The sequence below is a fragment of the Pontibacter sp. FD36 genome, assembly GCF_015686655.1.
In the GTDB taxonomy this organism is placed as follows: Bacteria; Bacteroidota; Bacteroidia; order Cytophagales; family Hymenobacteraceae; genus Pontibacter.
In genome coordinates this window covers 447506-466177 of sequence record NZ_JADPMP010000002.1, presented here as the reverse complement: position 1 = coordinate 466177, position 18672 = coordinate 447506, and the positions used below count along the sequence as shown (strand labels likewise).

14 protein-coding genes and 1 pseudogene are annotated in these 18672 nt (G+C 48.4%); 8 read left to right on the top strand and 7 right to left on the bottom strand.

Annotation, left to right across the window (positions count from 1 at the left end; genetic code table 11):
* Positions 1-25 precede the first annotated feature (25 nt).
* The gene (locus tag I0P70_RS04480; RefSeq protein WP_196114974.1) at positions 26-1273 is read left to right on the top strand and encodes an ABC transporter permease; all 1248 of its coding nucleotides are present in this window, start codon (positions 26-28) and stop codon (positions 1271-1273) included.
* A 3-nt stretch (positions 1274-1276) separates the two neighbouring features.
* Complete coding sequence (locus tag I0P70_RS04475; RefSeq protein ID WP_370583175.1) at positions 1277-1663, top strand: DUF6678 family protein; 387 nt, start codon at positions 1277-1279, stop codon at positions 1661-1663.
* Between the two features lie 65 nt (positions 1664-1728).
* Here I0P70_RS04475 and I0P70_RS04470 read toward each other — a convergent pair whose 3' ends face one another.
* From I0P70_RS04470 to I0P70_RS21575, 3 genes are all read right to left on the bottom strand, one after another.
* On the bottom strand, positions 1729-2367 hold the full coding sequence (locus I0P70_RS04470; RefSeq protein ID WP_299986228.1) for an OmpH family outer membrane protein: 639 nt from the start codon (positions 2365-2367) through the stop codon (positions 1729-1731).
* Between the two features lie 73 nt (positions 2368-2440).
* On the bottom strand, positions 2441-3760 hold the full coding sequence (gene mtaB / locus I0P70_RS04465) for a tRNA (N(6)-L-threonylcarbamoyladenosine(37)-C(2))-methylthiotransferase MtaB (protein ID WP_196114972.1): 1320 nt from the start codon (positions 3758-3760) through the stop codon (positions 2441-2443).
* Between the two features lie 138 nt (positions 3761-3898).
* Positions 3899-5737 carry an alkaline phosphatase family protein gene (locus I0P70_RS21575; RefSeq protein WP_196114971.1) on the bottom strand — a complete coding sequence of 613 codons (1839 nt, stop codon included), beginning with the start codon at positions 5735-5737 and terminating at the stop codon, positions 3899-3901.
* Between the two features lie 268 nt (positions 5738-6005).
* Here I0P70_RS21575 and I0P70_RS04455 point away from each other — a divergent pair, with 268 nt between their 5' ends.
* Positions 6006-8198 (top strand): glutamine synthetase III, encoded by a 2193-nt coding sequence (locus I0P70_RS04455; RefSeq protein WP_196114970.1) that lies wholly within the window; start codon positions 6006-6008, stop codon positions 8196-8198.
* Between the two features lie 52 nt (positions 8199-8250).
* On the opposite strand, the gene I0P70_RS04450 is transcribed toward I0P70_RS04455, so the two are convergent.
* On the bottom strand, positions 8251-8622 hold the full coding sequence (locus I0P70_RS04450) for a hypothetical protein (RefSeq protein WP_196114969.1): 372 nt from the start codon (positions 8620-8622) through the stop codon (positions 8251-8253).
* Between the two features lie 265 nt (positions 8623-8887).
* Between I0P70_RS04450 and ispG the strand changes: the two genes are divergently transcribed.
* The 4 genes and pseudogenes from ispG (at position 8888) to I0P70_RS04430 (ending at position 12268) form a co-directional block, all read left to right on the top strand.
* Positions 8888-10861 carry a (E)-4-hydroxy-3-methylbut-2-enyl-diphosphate synthase gene (gene ispG / locus I0P70_RS04445; protein ID WP_196114968.1) on the top strand — a complete coding sequence of 658 codons (1974 nt, stop codon included), beginning with the start codon at positions 8888-8890 and terminating at the stop codon, positions 10859-10861.
* A 112-nt stretch (positions 10862-10973) separates the two neighbouring features.
* Entirely contained in the window at positions 10974-11138 is a 165-nt protein-coding gene (locus I0P70_RS04440) for a DUF6728 family protein (RefSeq protein ID WP_007658564.1), read from the top strand.
* Positions 11139-11148: 10 nt separating this feature from the next.
* Positions 11149-11493: pseudogene (locus I0P70_RS04435) on the top strand (MmcQ/YjbR family DNA-binding protein).
* A 268-nt stretch (positions 11494-11761) separates the two neighbouring features.
* Complete coding sequence (locus tag I0P70_RS04430; protein WP_196114967.1) at positions 11762-12268, top strand: MarR family winged helix-turn-helix transcriptional regulator; 507 nt, start codon at positions 11762-11764, stop codon at positions 12266-12268.
* Between the two features lie 41 nt (positions 12269-12309).
* Here I0P70_RS04430 and I0P70_RS04425 read toward each other — a convergent pair whose 3' ends face one another.
* From I0P70_RS04425 to leuS, 3 genes are all read right to left on the bottom strand, one after another.
* Entirely contained in the window at positions 12310-13959 is a 1650-nt protein-coding gene (locus I0P70_RS04425) for a cation:proton antiporter (RefSeq protein ID WP_196114966.1), read from the bottom strand.
* Positions 13960-13963: 4 nt separating this feature from the next.
* Positions 13964-14812, bottom strand: a complete 849-nt coding sequence (locus tag I0P70_RS04420) for a universal stress protein (RefSeq protein WP_196114965.1) — start codon at positions 14810-14812, stop codon at positions 13964-13966.
* Positions 14813-14935: 123 nt separating this feature from the next.
* Complete coding sequence (leuS, locus tag I0P70_RS04415) at positions 14936-17707, bottom strand: leucine--tRNA ligase (protein WP_196114964.1); 2772 nt, start codon at positions 17705-17707, stop codon at positions 14936-14938.
* A gap of 292 nt (positions 17708-17999) precedes the next feature.
* Here leuS and I0P70_RS04410 point away from each other — a divergent pair, with 292 nt between their 5' ends.
* A complete protein-coding gene (locus I0P70_RS04410; RefSeq protein WP_196114963.1) occupies positions 18000-18653 on the top strand; it encodes a DsbA family protein in 654 nt (217 codons plus the stop codon).
* The last annotated feature ends 19 nt before the right edge of the window (positions 18654-18672 follow it).

The window sequence follows — 18672 nt, the reverse complement described above, 5'->3', positions numbered from 1 at the left end:
ACGTTTCGCATATAAGACCTAAGCTATGGACCTGTTCGAAAATATACGGGAAAGTATTCGAGCCATCAAAAGTAACCTGCTACGGACCGTCCTTACCGGTCTGATCATTTCCATCGGCATTATGTCACTGGTAGGTATACTCACAGCCGTTGATGGTATGAAGAACTCCCTTAACCAGACTTTTTCGAGCCTAGGCGCCAACTCTTTTGATATCCGAAAGAAGTACAACAGCGGCAGGGGAAACAATGGACAGGGAAGAACAGACAAGGTATACCCGGATATCACCTACGACCAGGCAGTGAAGTATAAGGAGTTGATGGAGGCGAAGTCACAAGTGAGCCTTTCAGCCAATATTTCAGGTGCTACGGTTGTAAAGAGTGTGACAGATAAGACAAACCCGAATATAAACGTAATAGCCGGAGATGAATTTTATCTTTCTGGTCAAAACCTGAACCTGGAGCGGGGCCGGGCTTTCTCCAACTATGAGCTGGAGCTTGGTTCCAACGTTGCCATCATCGGTAAAGAGATATCTGATAAGCTTTTCCCAAAGACCGATCCGATTAACCAGTATATCTCCTTTTTGGGGCGCCGCTTTAAAGTAGTAGGGGAACTGGAGAAGCGTGGCAGTAGTATGGGTGGCAGTGGAGGTGATCGCATGATTCTTATCCCACTCGAAACGGGGCGCCAGATCCCGCAGCAAGGCAATGGCACGCTTACTTACAACATCAAAACCTCCATTTCTAAACCCGAGGAGCTTACCTATGTCATGGGCGAAGCAACGGGCGTGATGCGCAATGTGCGCCAGGACAAGCTGGGACAGGAGGAATCCTTTGAGATCAGAAGAAGCGACTCGCTGATCCAGAGCCTGAACGAAATCACGGGTTACCTTAAAGTGGGCGGATTCATCATTGGATTTATAACCCTGCTGGGTGCCTCTGTCGGGCTAATGAATATCATGATGGTATCAGTCAATGAACGTACTCGTGAAATTGGCGTTCGCAAAGCTTTGGGTGCCACTGCTATGCAAATTCAGCAGCAGTTCCTGATCGAGGCCATAGTGATTTGCATCTTGGGAGGGCTGGTTGGTATTTTCCTGGGTATACTCATGGGCAACGGCATTGCATCCCTGATCGGTGATGGTGGCTTCATTGTTCCCTGGATCTGGGTGTTTGTTGGTTTAACGATCTGTGTGGTTGTTGGTGTGCTTTCGGGCTATTATCCCGCTCACCGTGCCTCCAGACTCGACCCAATCGAATCGCTACGCTACGAATAGTGTATGATAAAGCCATATGATGGTCTGAGCCGTATCTTAGACGAAAAGCGCTTAGTCCCGATCATGAATAACACGAAATGGCAGGAGTTGATTTCGGCCATGCTCAGTCTTCCCATGATTGAACCGCATGTGCGCATCAAATATCTACATGAGGAGGTTGCGCCGAAACATTATGCCCCTATATGGTGGGAGCAACTGGAGCAGACAGGCTTGGCAAACATTGAGTGGCTGGAGATAAAGGCGATGAAAGAAACCAGCACCGGACTCTTAGCGCCAACACTGCAGGCAGATTATACAGATCTGTTTCAGGAGGTGTTAGATAAGTATGGCATACCGCATGAAGTAGAAGGGGAGATATTTAGGATAATGGGTTACCAGCAGCTACAATAATAGATCAAAACAAAGAAGGCGGGCTTATAGGCCCGCCTTCTTTGTTTACTATACCTGATGTCAGGTTATTTCTTTTTGGCAGCTGGCTCTTTTGTAGTGGCCGCTGTTTTCTCCTGATCATATTCGCTGTTAAGTCCAGCCAATACTTCTTGTGTTATGTCCAGTGAGTTGTCGCCGTACAAGATTGCACTTTGCCCTCTGGAGTACGTCAATACCATTTTATAACCTCTTTCCTGGCTTAGCTTCTGCAGGTATGCTTCTACGCGATCGTAGATCTTTTTCATCTCTTCTGCTTCTTCAGTAGCCAGTTGGTTGCCCGTAGTTTGGCTCTGCTGCTGCAATTGCTGCTGACGCTGTGAGAGTTTCTGTTCTGTAGAAGCACGCTGCTCCACTGTCATATTGCCGCCAGTGCGCTGGTAGTTTTGTACATCCTTCTCGAAAGCAGCTGCTTTGGCCTGAAGATCTTTCTCAGCTTTCTGCGTTTTGGACTGAAAGCGTGTACGAGCGTCTTTGAAATACTCATAATTGCTCAGCAGAGAGTCTGAGTTAATGTACACAATATCAGCTACGGCAGCGGTAGCCAGGGTGTCAGAGCTGTTAGCTGATGTAGTAGAAGTAACAGTCGCCTGTGGCTTTTGATCTGTGTTACAAGCAGTTACTAGAGCGCCCAAAGCAACTCCCAAAACGATTCTAGATAGGTTCACAATTAGATAATTAAGCTGTTATTGATTGTTTCAGACTGAAAATATAGGGCTAATTTTTAAAAATTCAGAATTTTTAATGTTTCAGCACCTCTATATAAGTTTCTTCGGCCTCCATTAAGCCCTGCTCATTGATGCCGGTCAGTCGTACATGCTTCGTTTCGTTTACCAATACAGGATCGTATTTGGCTGCTACTCGCACATAATTCTCAGTCCAGCCTTCCATCACACCGTCTTTCACATCGTCTTCGAACAGCACCGTAAATTCCCGGCCTATGTTCTGCTCGTAGAAGAAACGTTTTTTCTTTTCAGAAAGGATGCGCAGCATGTCTGCTCTGCGGTTGCGGTCTTTGATGCTTACCTTGCCCGGCATGTCAGGAGCCATCGTGTTTTCACGCTCGGAGTAAGGGAATACGTGCAGGTAGCTCACATCAAGTCCATTGATGAAGTTATAAGTCTCCAGGAAGTCTTCTTCTGTTTCGCCCGGGAAGCCTACGATCACATCCACCCCAATGCAGCAATGCGGCATCAGCGATTTAATTGTGGCAACACGGTCAGCATACAGCTCACGCAGGTAGCGGCGGCGCATCAGCTTCAGTATCTTGTTAGAGCCTGACTGCAGCGGCACGTGGAAATGCGGCATAAAGCGCTTGCTCTGGCTCACAAATTCGATGATCTCGTCTTTTAGCAGATTAGGCTCGATAGAAGAGATGCGGAAGCGATCTATACCTTCTACTTTGTCGAGTTCCTGTACCAGTTCGTAAAACGTCTCCAAACGCTCCCCATCCTGCAAACCGAAGTCACCGGTGTTTACACCTGTGAGCACGATCTCTTTCACACCCGACTCTGCAATTTCATTGGCAGAGCGTACTACATTGGCGATGCTATCGGAGCGGCTGTTGCCACGGGCCAGGGGAATGGTGCAGAAGGTGCAAGAGTAGTCGCAGCCGTCCTGCACTTTGAGGAAGGTGCGCGTACGGTCGCCAAAAGAGTAGGAGTTATGGAAAGTGTTTGCCTCACTGATGGCGCTGGCATATACCTGTGGCTGCTCCTTCTTCTCGAATGTCTCGAGGATGTCAACCAACTGAAACTTCTCAGCGGCTCCCAACACGGCGTCAACACCAGGGATTTCGCTGATCTCTTTTGGCTTGAGCTGCGCATAGCAGCCGACAATGGTTATAAATGCGTTAGGAGAGTACTTCTTCGCCTCCTTTACGATCTTACGGCACTTCTTATCTGCATTGTCAGTGACAGAGCAGGTATTGATCACGTATATGTCAGGCGTATCGGTAAACTCCACCTTCTCAAAACCGCGCTCCTGGAAAATTCTTCCGATCGTGCTTGTTTCAGAGTAGTTCAGCTTACAGCCCAGTGTATAAAATGCTACCTTTTTCATAATCAGGGTGCAAAGATACAAATTTAAATTTTGAATGAGTCAGTAGGGGCCTATGTAAACAGTCTTGTTAATCAGCGTTATAGCTAGCCAACCTATTTTTTTTATACGCAACGCCTTTGCCTATACCTAGCGCTCTTTCTACTTTCTGACAAAGTCTTCGAAGGAGTACTGCATATAGGCTTTCCCCAGCTCCACCTGTTCTGGCGTTACACCCTTGCCCTTGATGATAGGCTTTTTGGCCACATTATCGTAGGACAGCACTTTGCCGGGGGTGATAAAAGTAAAGCCATCCCTGAAAACATAAAATGCAAAAGGATAGTCACTTGGCGCCAGCAGGTTGCGTCCCCACTTGAAGTCCTGGTGTGGCATGTCCAGCTGGTAAAGCAGGGTAGTGGCAATATCAGTCTGACTGCCAATAGTGGAAACGATTCGTCCTTTTTCCGCCAATGCGCCTCCTGTCAGAATGAAAGGTATGCGAAACTTGGTGCTTCTATAGTTCGGATCATCGTAAGGCAGCGGATGGCCATGGTCGGCTACCAGCGCAATCAGGGTCGAGTCCCACCAGGGTTGCTTCCGGGCCTGCGCTATGAATTGCCCCAGTGCCCAGTCGGTATAGTAAACTGAGTTCTTGAATTTGTCACTGATCTTGTCTCCTTTAAACTTCGCAGGTATAGGAATCTCGAAAGGCTCGTGGCTGCTCAAGGTATAGACAGTGCTAAAGAAAGGTTCTTTTTCCTGATTAAGGTCCTGTAGTACACGCTCAAACAGTACATGGTCATGCGCGCCCCATTTGGAGTTATAGCTCTCAGCCGGGAAATCATGCTTGTCAATCAGCCGGTCATACTTTCCGTTTTGCAGGTATGAGCGTATGTTGGCAAACTCCAGTTCTCCTCCATAATAAAACGAAGTGCCATAACCAGCCTTTTTGAATGTCTGACTCAGGTGCGGCAGTTGCTCTGTTTTCTTAGGGTTTTTGATGATCGAAGTAGTCGTCTGCACCGGATAGCCGCTCAGAAGCGCCACTATGCCTTTTTCGCTGCGGTCGCCACTTGAATAAAGCTTCGTAAAAGTGATTCCCTCTTTGGCCAGTTTATCCAGATTGGGGGTAACGCCAGGCTTTCCACCCAAATGCTCTACATACTTGGCGGTATAGCTTTCAAGAATGATGAAAAGCACATTGGGTCGCTCTACCCGAAGAATTTTCTCAGAAGAGTCTGCAGTGGAGGTATAGAGTTCAGCTACTTTGGCAGCGGCGGCTTCATATTCCATGTACTGATAAGGGTTGCGCGTCTCCTCGTTATACTTCAGCATGGTGTCCATTAGGTTCCAGGGCATATTGAGACCGGCGTGATTAGCATAAGGGTTCTCCGAGAAATACACGACACTCTGGTTGATTGGGATCTGCTGCCAGCCACCCCGCATCGGCAAGACCAAGAGAGCGGTAAACAACAGCGCAATACCGGCATACTTCAGCTTTGAGAAATTGAGGTGGTAAATTTTATAATCAAAGGTATAGCGAAAGAGCAGCGCAAAAAACAGGCTGGTAGCCAGCGCTATGATGCTTAACAGTATAATCGGTGCCGCTGCTGCAGAGGCTGCCATTTCGCCTGGTGTGTTCAGGTATAGCATCGGCGTGGAGTCGAGCCGGAAACCCCAGTAGGTATAGAGCTCCAGGTCCACCGCCATGAGCACCGACAGTAGTACCAATATAGTATAGGTATAGTAGCGGATGAACCTGCGCACCTGAAGCCCCGGGAATAGGGCAGTAGCCAGAATTGCCAGAAAGGGAATAGCGCTGACATAGGAGCTGAAAGAAAGGTCCAGACGAAGTCCCTTTGTAAAGATAGTCAGAAGATCTGCCTGCGATAATTCCTGCGTACGGTTATCGTGGTAAAGCAGAAACGTAGCTCTGGCTGCAATAAAATAAAGCACCCAGAACAGAAAGTAGAGTGGCTGATATAAAAGGCTTCGTATCACGGCTGCAAATATACAACTTATGTAACCTCTCCTAAACGCCAGATCACCGATTATAATTCAGCCCATTCAGATTATATCAGACCTTATTTATATACTGGAAGCATAATATTAACCTTATCCGGAATGTACCCCTGTTAAAAATAGGGGGGTATGACAATTTATTAGTTAAAATTTAAGGTGAACCCTAAAAAATAATACCCTATCTGATACAAGGTATCTATTTACTACATACCTTTGGTCAGAATTTATACCCTAACCTCTTTAACCCATGGCAATTCTTCGTTTTAAGGCGCTCGAACTGGTAAGTCAGCGCAAACCGGCAGAGGTCGTGCTGCCATCCAGTAAAATTTCAGAGTACTTCGGTGAAAACGTATTCGGCTTTTCGGCCCTGCGTGCTACCATGTCTACTGAAAACTTCAAAAGGCTTTGCGCCACAATTGATGCAGGTGATAAGGTAGACCGAAATCTGGCCGATGCCGTGGCTGCTGCCATGAAAACCTGGGCTATGAGCAAGGGCGCGACGCATTACACGCACTGGTTCCAGCCACTAACTGGCGCTACGGCTGAGAAGCACGACTCTTTCTTCGACCTAACCGGAGAAGGTGACCCGATCGAGAGCTTTAAAGGCAGCGCCCTGGTGCAGCAGGAGCCAGATGCTTCTTCTTTCCCAAGCGGCGGTATCCGTAATACCTTTGAGGCGCGTGGTTACAGCGCCTGGGACCCGTCTTCTCCTGCTTTCCTGATCGAGAATGCCGGTACCCGCACACTTTGTATACCTACTATATTCGTTTCTTATACCGGTGAGGCGCTCGACTACAAGACGCCTTTGCTAAAATCCCTCCACCTGCTTAACCAGGCGGCTGTTCCAGTTTGCCAGTATTTTGATAAGGATGTGGTGAAGGTGAACACCACCCTGGGTATAGAGCAGGAGTATTTCCTGGTGGATCGCGCCCTGTACGAGGCTCGTCCTGACCTGGTGATGACCGGCCGTACCTTGTTTGGACATGCGCCTGCAAAAGGTCAGCAGTTGGAAGACCACTATTTTGGTTCTATACCTAGCCGCGTTCACTCCTTCATGGTAGACTTTGAAAAGTCGGCCCTGAAATTGGGTATTCCTTTGCGTACCCGACACAATGAAGTGGCTCCAAACCAGTTTGAGTGTGCTCCAACCTTCGAGGATGCTAACCTGGCCGTGGACCACAACCAGCTTCTGATGGACATCATGGACCGTGTCGCTGAGCGTCATGGCTTTAAAGTGTTACTTCACGAGAAGCCTTATAAAGGGGTTAACGGTAGTGGTAAGCACAACAACTGGGCGATGAGCACCAACACGGGTGTGAACCTACTATCTCCTGGCAAGAAGCCAAAGGAAAACCTGCAGTTCCTGACTTTCTTTATTAATACAGTGATGGCTGTGCATAAGCACGCCGACCTGCTGCGTGCCAGCATCGCCTCTGCCAGCAACGATCACCGTCTGGGTGCCAACGAAGCACCTCCGGCTATCATGTCGGTGTTTGTGGGTCAGCAACTGACGGCGGTACTGGAAGAGTTGGAGCGCACTGCTAAGGTGCCGATGGAGAAAGGCGACAACATGTACCTGAAATTAGGTATAGACAAGATCCCGGAGATCCTTCGCGATAACACAGACCGTAACCGTACTTCTCCATTTGCCTTCACGGGTAATAAGTTCGAGTTCCGTGCCGTAGGCTCTTCTGCCAACAGCTCTTCTTCCATGACGGTGCTGAATACCATTGTGGCTGATCAGCTGATCGATTTCCGTGTAGCTGTGGATGATCTGATGGATAACAAGGACATGAAAAAGGAGCTGGCTATTATTCAGGTGCTTCGTGAGTATGTGGCTGCTTCAAAGGCTATCCGTTTCGAAGGCAACGGTTACTCCAAAGAGTGGGAGGAAGAGGCTGCCAAGCGAGGACTGTCCAATATCAAATCTACGCCGCGTGCACTGGATGTATACCACCGCGAGGAGGTGCAAGACCTGTTTACTCGTCATGGCATCTTTAGCAGAGTGGAAATTGCCGCACGTCACGAGATCCTGCTGGAAGATTACATCAAAAAGATTCAGATTGAATCGCGTGTGATGGGTGACCTTGCCTTTAACCACGTTATACCGACGGCGGTTGCTTACCAGAACAAGCTGATCCAGAATATCCGTGGTTTGAAAGACCTCGGCCTGGAAGACGAGTACACAGAATCTACTTTGGATTCCATTAAACGTATCTCACGCCATATCAAAACAATTCAGACCAATGCGGTGGACATGATCCAACAGCGTAAGGTTGCCAACAAGATGGAGGATGTGCGGGAGAAGGCGATTTTCTACAACGAGAAGGTAATGCCTTACTTTGAAGCGATTCGTACCAGCGTAGACAAGCTGGAACTGATGGTGGATGATGAAGATTGGCCACTGGTAAAGTACCGCGAGCTGATGTTCAGACGTTAATCTGTATACTTTATAGATAAAAAGAGCACCTGCCTAAGGTGCTCTTTTTTTGTTAGTGTCTGTTTCTGATCCAGCCGATGACTTCTCCCGTTACTTTGGCCAGGATAATCGGTAAAAGCACAAGCACCAGTGCTGTGGCAATTACAGGCCGCAGTCCCATGCGCATTATCAGCTTCCGGACCACTTTGCTGCGAAGTTCGCCTAGCATATACCTACCTGCCTTGGTCATCGGTTTACCTTTAAGCACCTCCAGCACGCCGCGCCAATTGCCGTGCTCTATCTGCCGTTTCAGGAAGCCCAGCACCGTATCTCTGGTGATCAGAAAGGCCTCACTTAGCTGCTCCTGCCGCAATCTGCCCCAGTGCAGGAGGGAGCGGAGCTTTTCATCCGCATTTTTGGGTATATAGGCACTCATGTGTATCATTTCTCTTGAGCTGGTTTAATATCATGTACTGGCAACATCTTTAACGTTTATCCGGATGTTTTATATTCAATATACAGATAATTTCTATTTGTTCCATACCTGAGCAAGGTCTGCAGCTTCACAACACAATCAAATGGCGCTACAAATCTTGCCGCTCTTAGCTCTCTTTAAAATAATGATGCTAAATTTACGCCTTATGCCTGTTGAACAAAGCAGGCCTGATTTAAGTTAAGAGAACGTAGCTTTAGCGAAGGCCCACTTATATATGAACAAGATCTATTGCCCCAGCCTGACGGAGTATAAACGCAGAGAAACCATTGAGGTGCATATCGGCGAGGTGCCGATGGGCGCCCACCACCCGATCAGAGTGCAATCCATGACCACCGTGGACACCATGGATACCTTGGGTTCTGTGGAGCAGTGCATCCGCATGATCGAGGCAGGTTGCGAATACATCCGTATCACGGCACCAAGCATCAAGGAAGCCGAAAACCTGCGTCATATCAAGGCCGAACTTCGCCGACGTGGATATAATACCCCTTTGGTAGCCGATATTCACTTCACACCCAATGCCGCGGAAGTGGCCGCCCGTATTGTCGAAAAGGTGCGTATCAACCCGGGCAACTATGCTGATAAGAAGAAATTTGAGGTAATCGAATACAACGATGAAACCTACCAAGCAGAGCTGGACCGTATCCGCGAACGCTTTGTGCCGCTCGTGCGCATCTGCAAGGAACACGGCACGGCCATGCGCATTGGTACCAACCACGGTTCCCTGTCTGACCGCATCCTGAGCCGCTACGGCGATACGCCGCTGGGTATGGTAGAAAGTGCGCTGGAGTTTCTGCGCATCTGTGAAGACGAGCAGTACTTCAACATCGTCATCTCCATGAAGGCATCGAACACGCAGGTGATGGTGCAGGCCTACCGATTGTTGGTGCAGAAACTGGAAGAGGAGGGACTGAGGCCTTATCCGCTGCACCTGGGTGTAACAGAAGCCGGAGAGGCAGAGGATGGACGTATTAAGTCGGCCGTAGGTATAGGCACGCTGCTCGAAGACGGTCTGGGCGACACGGTGCGCGTATCGCTGACAGAAGCGCCGGAAGCTGAGGCACCTGTGGCCAAAGCACTTATTGACCGCTATACCCACCGGGCAGAAAAAGCACAGCCTATCAAACCACTTTGTAACGTGCCAATTGATCCCTTTCAATACCACCGCCGCGAAACGCAGGAAGTAGAGAATGTAGGAGGGCAGAATGTGCCGCGGGTGGTAGCTGATCTGAGCCGACTACGCGAAATACAGTATGCCGACCTGAAAAGCGTAGGCCACTTGTATTCCATGCTGCTTGATAAATTCAACATGAATGACCTGGGGGCAGACTACATCTACACAGGTGACCACCCCATCAACTTCATGCTGCCCAATGGACTGAAGGAAATCATTAATTATGTGCCATGGCAATTAGCAGAGGAGCAGGAACACCGGCACCCTTTGCTAACCGTGAAGCAGTACCTGGAGACCAATCAGTTGCATCCGAAGCTGAACTTTGTGGAAGCCACCATTAGTGAGTTAACCACGGAGTTACTAGATCGGCTAAAAACAGACAGTACTGTTGTACTGATGCTGCATACCACCAATGAGCATGCTATGCCGGAACTGCGTAAGTGCTTTTTCCGCCTCATGAACAACGGAATCAACACACCCGCCGTCATCAAGCGCTCTTATGGTGAACTTACGCCAGATCAGGTACAGCTATATGCTTCGACTGATGTAGGCGGATTGTTGATCGACGGTCTTGGCGACGGCATCATACTGGGTTCTGAACTGTTGCCTGAGCAGGAAAAGGGCGAATTGCTGCATACGATCGAGAAGCTGAACAACCTAAGCTTTGGTATACTGCAGGCTGCACGTACCCGCATGAGCAAAACCGAGTACATCAGCTGCCCAAGCTGCGGTCGTACCTTATTCGATCTGCAGGAGACCACCGCCATGATCCGCAAGCGCACTGACCACCTGAAAGGTGTCAAAATCGGGATTATGGGCTGTATCGTGAACGGTCCCGGTGAAATGGCTGACGCTGACTATGGTTATGTAGGCGTGGGTAAAGATAAGATCGCCCTGTATCGAGGCCAGACGGTAGTCAAGAAGTCGGTACCAGCTGACAGAGCAGTGGATGAACTGATCGAGCTGATTCGGGAAGACGAAAAATGGATCGAACCGCTCGTGCTGGAGGAGTAGAGAAAGCAACTGAGTCCTACTCGCAATCATTCAGTTGCAGTAGTTGTTATACCTAGTAGAATGTGGCTATACCTGTAGCCACATCCATTTTATAAAATACAGAAGCCGCACAATGAAAGGATTATTTGATTTTACGGAAGTGGCCACTTACTTCTTCCGTAAAAAAGACCCGAAACGTAAGACAAATTTTAATTTACGGGCCATGCACACCATCAACAAGATCTCAATTCTGATGTTTTTGGCTGCTATGGTATATTTTGTGATCAAGCACTGGTAAACTTACTGCTTTGAACATCGAGGATTTCAGAGATTACTGCCTGGCCAAGCCCGGTGCTACCGAGGAGATGCCTTTTGATGAAGACACGCTTGTATTTAAGGTAAGCGGCAAAATGTTTGCGCTGTGTAGTCTGTCTGATTATGCGAAGGGTATAGCCTTGAAATGCGATCCTGAGTAGGCCATTTTGTTGCGTGAACATTATGAGCAGGTTTTACCAGGATACCACATGAATAAAAAGCACTGGAATACTGTGCTGCCCGAGGCAGGTTTAACATCTGGTTTTCTTAAATCCCTGATTGATAATTCTTATAGTCTGGTCGTTTCGAAATTAACAAAGGGAAAGAAGCCTTCCTGAGCAATAAATTTCAAAAAAAATCGTTTGGCTTTAATATTTTTTTAACCCCAATATTTGCCTGTCAGTTAAAAAATCCTGCATAAACCTGCATTGGATTGTAACATAAGATATACTTCACTGCCTGTTTTTGAGTGTTTAGTCATAAAGCGCTTTCAAAACAATTTAAATGTACATTTTGATGTGTAGCGGTTACTGCGAACATTGTAACACATATAAAAGATTATATGTATATTAAGAACAATTTCGCAACTATTCACCCTATCTCACTATGCAATCTCAACGCAGTGTAGGCATATTCGCTTACAGAAACGAATGGCAGAAAGCCAGCCTGAACATTTTCCTAACAAACAGTTTAATGCTGAACAGCTACGAAGAGTTTTTTAAAAAATTCGAAGTGACAGGGCAGCAGTATAATATCCTGCGGATATTACGTGAACACTACCCTAAACCTGTGTCAACGTCTGTTTTGCGCAACCACATGCTCGACAAAATGTCGGATACCTCCCGGCTCGTCGGCAGACTTAAAAGCAAAGGTCTGGTGGACGTGGAGCGCAATGTATCAGACAAACGACTGGTCAACATTGTTATATCCGACAAAGGTTTCAACCTGTTGGATCAGATCAGCAACGAACTTTACAAGCTTGACAACCTGATACAGGGCTTGACAGAAGAGGAAGCCACGACGCTTGCTGGTCTGCTCGAAAAAGTCCGTGATTCAATCAACTCTGCGGAGGAACGCCTCACAGGTGCATACACGCTCAACGAAGCTGTATAGGCGTTAATTTGTGCAGTATGACATAAAGGATAGCCATCAGGCTATCCTTTTATTTTTTCAGCCATATGCAGGCGTGCAGGAATCGTTTCTGCTGCATCGACAAATGGAGACAGTATAACGTCGGCTTCTGAAGCATGAAGTCGTTCAGCGTCTGGCTGGCGGTGGGCTGTGAGAGCGATAACGCCTGTATAACCGCTAGAGCGCAACTGCTTGACGAGTGCTATATTGGCATTGACATCTGATAAGCTGCTGATTACATATTTTGCGGAGCTTAGAGGAAGCCTATCAGGTAACTCCGGATCTTCCACATCACCGTATAAGGCTGACAATCCCTGCTTCTGCCAGTAACGCACCTGCTGCGGATCAAAATCAATGCATAGCAGGTGAATATTATCCTTTAAGAGCGTCAGCGCTATGTTGCCACCATAGCGCCCCAACCCAAACAAAATTACATCAACCTGCTGTGGCATGCTTTGCTCTGCTTCACTTTCACGGTAGGGTCTCTTGCGTTCAAATATGCTTAATACTGGTGTCAGCACATCATAGAGTCTGTGCGAGTAGATAATCATGTAGGTAGACAGCCCGATCGTGATCAGTCCGACTAATGTGATCAGACCGACGGTGCTTTCCTGGATATGGCCCATGTTCAGACCGAGTGCAGCAAAAATAAGCGAGAACTCACTGATCTGGGCGACTGTCAGACCCGCCAGGAAACTGGTGCGCTTCCGGTAGCCCATTATACCCATGATAGCAACAACGATCAGCGGATTACCAACCAACACAAAAACGGAGAAGAGGATGGAAGGACCTATCTGTTCGCCCAGCAAACCCAGGTTTAGTTGCGCTCCCAGATTGATAAAAAAGAACAAGAGTAGAAAATCCCGCAGGCTGACAAGACGGCCACTGATCATTTCGCGGTATGGGGTAGAGGCAAGGGAGACACCAGCCAGAAACGCACCAACCTCCCGGCTAAAGTTAAGGTAGTCGCAGGCGGACGCTACGATCACTGCCCACGCTATGGAAAAAAGCACCAGCAATTCCTGGGACCTTGCCAGATAATGAACTAGTGATGGAATGACGAAGCGCATCAGCAAACCTATGACCGCAACAATAGCACTGCCCGTTACTACCACCTGCAGGATACCGAGTACAGGATGGGCTCCGGTCTTCGCATTCATGGCTGAGAGCATAATCATTAGCAGCACCACCACAATATCCTGCACAATAAGGAAACCAATCGCGATCTGCCCATGCAGGGAGTCGATTTCTTTTTTGTCTGAAAGTAACTTCACGATGATGATGGTGCTGGAAAAGGTCAGGGCAATTGCAATGTAGAGCGCCGTGATGGAATCATAGCCTAGTGCTATACCTATTAGATAACCGAACACAGATGTGAAAATGACTTGTCCCAGTCCCGTCATCAGGGCGATCATACCTGTTGAGCGGATAAGGGAGAGGTCCAGCTTGAGACCAACCACAAACAGGAGCAAAGCAATGCCCAGTTCTGCCAGCAGATGCACCATGTCTGATGACGACACCAGGTTAAGAAAGGAGGGACCAACCAGTATACCTAGTGCAATGAACATAACAATGAGCGGTTGCCTGAGCATGAGTCCGATGGCACCGAGCAAAGCGGCAATGGCCAGTATGACTGACAGCTCAAAAAACGGATTGCTCAATACGTCCTGCATAGGGCTATACTTTATGTGGAAGTATCAATAATGGCATATGTGCTCTGGCGGCTAGTTCTTCACTCAAGTTTTTGGAGAACAAGGCCTCCCAGATGCTTAGCTTCTCAGGCATCAGCACAACTAAACTGGAATTGGTGGCTGCGATGTGGGCGCGCATACCTGTTGGAGCTTCAGAGTCTGCCAGTAAGTTGGTGGTATGTGGCCTTTTTAAGACTTGTTGCCAGGAGGAGTGTTGCTCTTGCAATTCGGATACATCCTGCACCTGTTGCCCATCTTTCGTTAGTATCAGAAAATGCAACATGGCGTTGTAAGTCTGCGCAATGCTGTCGAGCATCTCTATACCTGCCCGTTCCGGCAATTTCATTTGCTCAAGCAGGATCGTTATATTTTCGAACCCGTCAAACACGTCGTAACTAGGTATAACAAGCAGTGGAACAGGACTCAAGCGCATCAATTCTAAGGTGTTGCTTCCGATCAGAATTTGTTTTAATTGACTACTACCGCGACTTCCTATGACCACGAGGTCTATGTTTTCGCTTGCGATTACCTGTAGCATGGCGTCTGCAAATGGTGTTGGTACGACCAAAGTCTTATACCTGACTTCGGCGTGACGCAGATCAAGAATATCCAGGAGATGTTGTGCCTCATCCAGGAGCCTAACTTGCGTTTTCCGCATTTCTTCCGAGTAAACACTCCGGAAGATTGATTCAGGAGAAGCTGCCGGAACAGGCGGTTTTGCCATGGCGTGCACAAACACTACTTCAGCTCTCAAAGCTTTAGCTAGCTGCATAGCAACCAGCGTAGCATTGTAGCCATCGGTCGAAAAATCGGTGGGTGCAAGTATACGCAGCATAGCAGAGGGGTTTACTAGTCTATACGGTATACATTGGGCTTTTAGTTAGGTATAGAAAACCAAAAGCCGCCAAATTTGGGGTCTGAGCGGCTTTTGGAAAAGTTAGTGGTAAGATGGAAATCCTTATACCACCACGTTGATGATTTTGTTAGGGACGATAATAATTTTCTTTGGTGTTTTTCCTTCCATGAATTTGGTAATCGTTTCGTCAGCCAACACCGCTTTTTCCATTTCTTCACGTGGTGTGTCAGTGGCGAAGGCAATCTTGCCGCGCGTCTTACCATTCACGGATACGGGATACTCAAAGGTATTCTCCACCAAATACTTTTCATCCCAAGCCGGGAATGAAGCGAAAGTGATACTCTGGCTGTGTCCCAGCTTCTCCCAAAGCTCTTCAGCGATGTGTGGCGCATAAGGAGCCAGTGCAATCGTTAATGGCTCGAGGATGGCGCGCTTGTTCGTCTTCAGGGCTGTCAGTTCGTTCACACAGATCATGAAAGTCGATACGGAGGTATTGAAGGAGAATCGTTCAATGTCTTCTTCTACCTTCTTAACCGTTTTGTGCAGCGACTTCAGCTCCTCAGCAGTTGGCTCGTCATCCGACACGGCAAAGTTGCCCTCATTGTCGTGGAAGAGTTTCCAGAAGCGCTTCAGGAATTTCGTTACGCCATCCATGCCATTGGTATTCCAAGGCTTGAACTGCTCCAGTGGCCCCAGGAACATCTCATACATGCGCAGGGTATCAGCTCCGTTTCGCTCCACAATTATATCCGGGTTCACGACATTGTATTTCGACTTGGACATCTTCTCGATCTCGACGCCGCAGATGTATTTGCCATCTTCGAGTATAAACTCAGCATTGGCGTTCTCAGGTCTCCAGGCTTTGAAGGCTTCCAGATCCAGTTCATCATTCTCCACGATGTTCACATCCACGTGCAGTGGGGTGATGTCGTAATCCTTGCGCAGACCATACGACACATAGGTGTTACTGTCCTTCACACGGTATACAAAGTTCGAGCGACCCTGGATCATCCCCTGGTTGATCAGCTTTTTAAATGGCTCTTGCTCTACCACCAGACCCATATCGCAAAGGAACTTATTCCAGAAGCGGGAGTAGAGGAGGTGCCCTGTAGCGTGCTCAGCTCCACCCATGTATAGGTCCACGTTGCGCCAGTATTCCACCTTGGATTTATCAGCAAAGGCTTGGTCATTTTGCGGGTCCATGTAACGGTACCAGTACCAGCTTGAACCGGCCCAGCCCGGCATGGTGCTCAGTTCGAATTCGTACTGATCCTGATATTTCCAGTCCACGGCGCGGCCCAGCGGCGGCTCACCTGTCTCGGTCGGCAGGTAGGCATCGATTTTTGGCAGCTCCAGTGGCAAATCACTTTCGTTTAATAACTGCGGTATGCCGTCTTTGAAGTATACTGGAACAGGCTCTCCCCAGTAGCGCTGACGGCTAAACACCGCGTCGCGCATGCGGTATTGGGTGCGGCCTTTGCCCACACCCAGTTCTTCGGCTTTGGCTATACCTGAATTTATCGCCTCTTTTACCTCCAGTCCATTCAGGAAACCGGAGTTGATAATCTTTCCTTCTTTACCGGCATAGGCCTCTTCTTCCAGATTCCCACCGGCTACCACTTCACGTATCGGTAAATTAAAATGCTTTGCGAAAGCATAGTCTCGGGAGTCGTGCCCCGGAACGGCCATAACAGCACCGGTACCATACCCTGCTAGTACGTAGTCCGCAATCCAGATCGGCACACGCTCTTCAGAGATTGGGTTGATGGCGTAGGCTCCTGTGAATACACCACTTACGGTTTTCACATCGGTCATACGTTCGCGCTCAGAGCGGTTTTTGGCTACGTTCACATAGCTCTCCACTTCCGCACGTTGGGCATCCGTTGTGATTTCGTTTACCAGTTCATGCTCCGGTGCCAGCACCACAAAGGTGGCACCGTAAATCGTATCGATACGGGTCGTGAACACCTTGATCTTCTCGGAAGCACCGCCTTCGATGGCAAAGTCCAGCTCGGCACCTACGGACTTTCCGATCCAGTTACGCTGCATTTCCTTCACCGGCTCCGGCCAGTCGATGGTATCGAGTCCCTGCAACAAGCGCTCGGCATAGGCGGTGATGCGCATCATCCATTGACGCATCAGTTTGCGCTCCACTGGGTAGCCGCCGCGCTCTGATACACCGCCAACAACTTCATCATTGGCTAGGACCGTACCCAAAGCTGGGCACCAGTTTACTACCGCATCAGCCACGTAAGTGAGTCTATACCTGAGAAGTATCTCCGCCTTCTCCTGCTCGTTCATGCCTTTCCATTCCTCGGCCGTGAAGGCAGGGGTGTCTTCGTCGCAAGCTGCATTGATGTTAGCATTTCCGTTTACTTCAAAGGCAGCAACCAGCTTATCGATGGACTCTGCTTTGTCAGCAGTATGGTCATAGTAGCTGTTGAACAACTGCATGAAGATCCACTGCGTCCACTTGTAGTAGCTGGCGTCGGAGGTACGCACTTCGCGCTCCCACTCGTAAGAGAAGCCGATGTTCTTGAGCTGCTCGATGTAGCGTGCAATGTTCTGCTCCGTTGTAATGGCCGGGTGCTGACCAGTCTGGATGGCGTATTGCTCGGCTGGTAGACCAAAGGAGTCAAAGCCCATGGGGTGCAGCACATTAAATCCTTTGGAACGCTTGTAGCGGCTCACGATGTCAGAGGCGATGTAACCGAGTGGGTGACCTACGTGAAGACCCGCACCCGAAGGGTAAGGGAACATATCCAGCACATAATACTTCGGCTTATCGGTGTTTTCAGTGGCTTTAAAAGTCTGGTTTTCTTCCCAGTAACGCTGCCACTTCTTCTCAATTTGATTGAAATTATACTCTGACATAGTTTATCGTGAATTCGCTTGATCTAAACAAGCTGCTAAGATACTTTAAATTGTTAAATTGTTGAATGGCTAAATTGTTGATTGTTGATTGATAGTGGTTCAAAGACTAGTTTTCTCAGCTGTCATCTCGAAAGAATGGAGAGATTTGAATTTATCTTTATCCTCGGGTTTTCCCAGCTTTCTCTCTGAGGTCGAAATGACAATTCAACAGTTTAGCCATATAACCATTTAACAATTTAGCCATTTAATCATCAAAGAATTACCTTTGCAGTTCGAAGCAAAACAGAACGACATGGAAAAATACGACCTGCTGGATGTGCCGCACCTGATCTACGTGATGGATCCGATGTGCTCTTGGTGCTATGGATTTGCGCCGGTGCTGCACCAGCTCAAAAAAGAACAGGAAGGCAAGCTCAATTTCAAGCTGGTGCTCGGTGGCTTGCGCCCGGGTACGACGGAGCCGATGGGTAACGAAATGAAAGCCGCTGTGAAACAGCATTGGCAGGAAGTAGAGAAAGCGACGGAACAGCCTTTTGACTTCGATTTTTTTGAGCGAGACAGCTTTGTGTACGACACCGAGCCAGCTTGCCGCGCTGTGGTGACCATGCGCTACCTGCAACCTGAGAAGGAGCTGGAAATGGCCGAAGAAGTACAACGCGCCTTTTATGCCCGTAACAATGATGTGACCAAGGCGGAGGTATTGGCCGAGATCGCCTTAGGATTAGGTATAGCGGAAGATACTTTTCTGGAGAAATTTCACTCCGATGAAATGAAAGAGAAAACGCAACAGGATTTCCAGATCGCCCGACACTTACAAGCCAATGCCTTCCCGAGCTTATACCTGCTGGTCGGGCACAACTTGAGTCTCCTGAGTCGAGGCTATCGTCTGTATGATGCCCTGGAAGCCAAATTGAAAGAAGCGCTAAAAGGGGCTCAGCCTAAGTAACGATATAATAGCAGCGTAA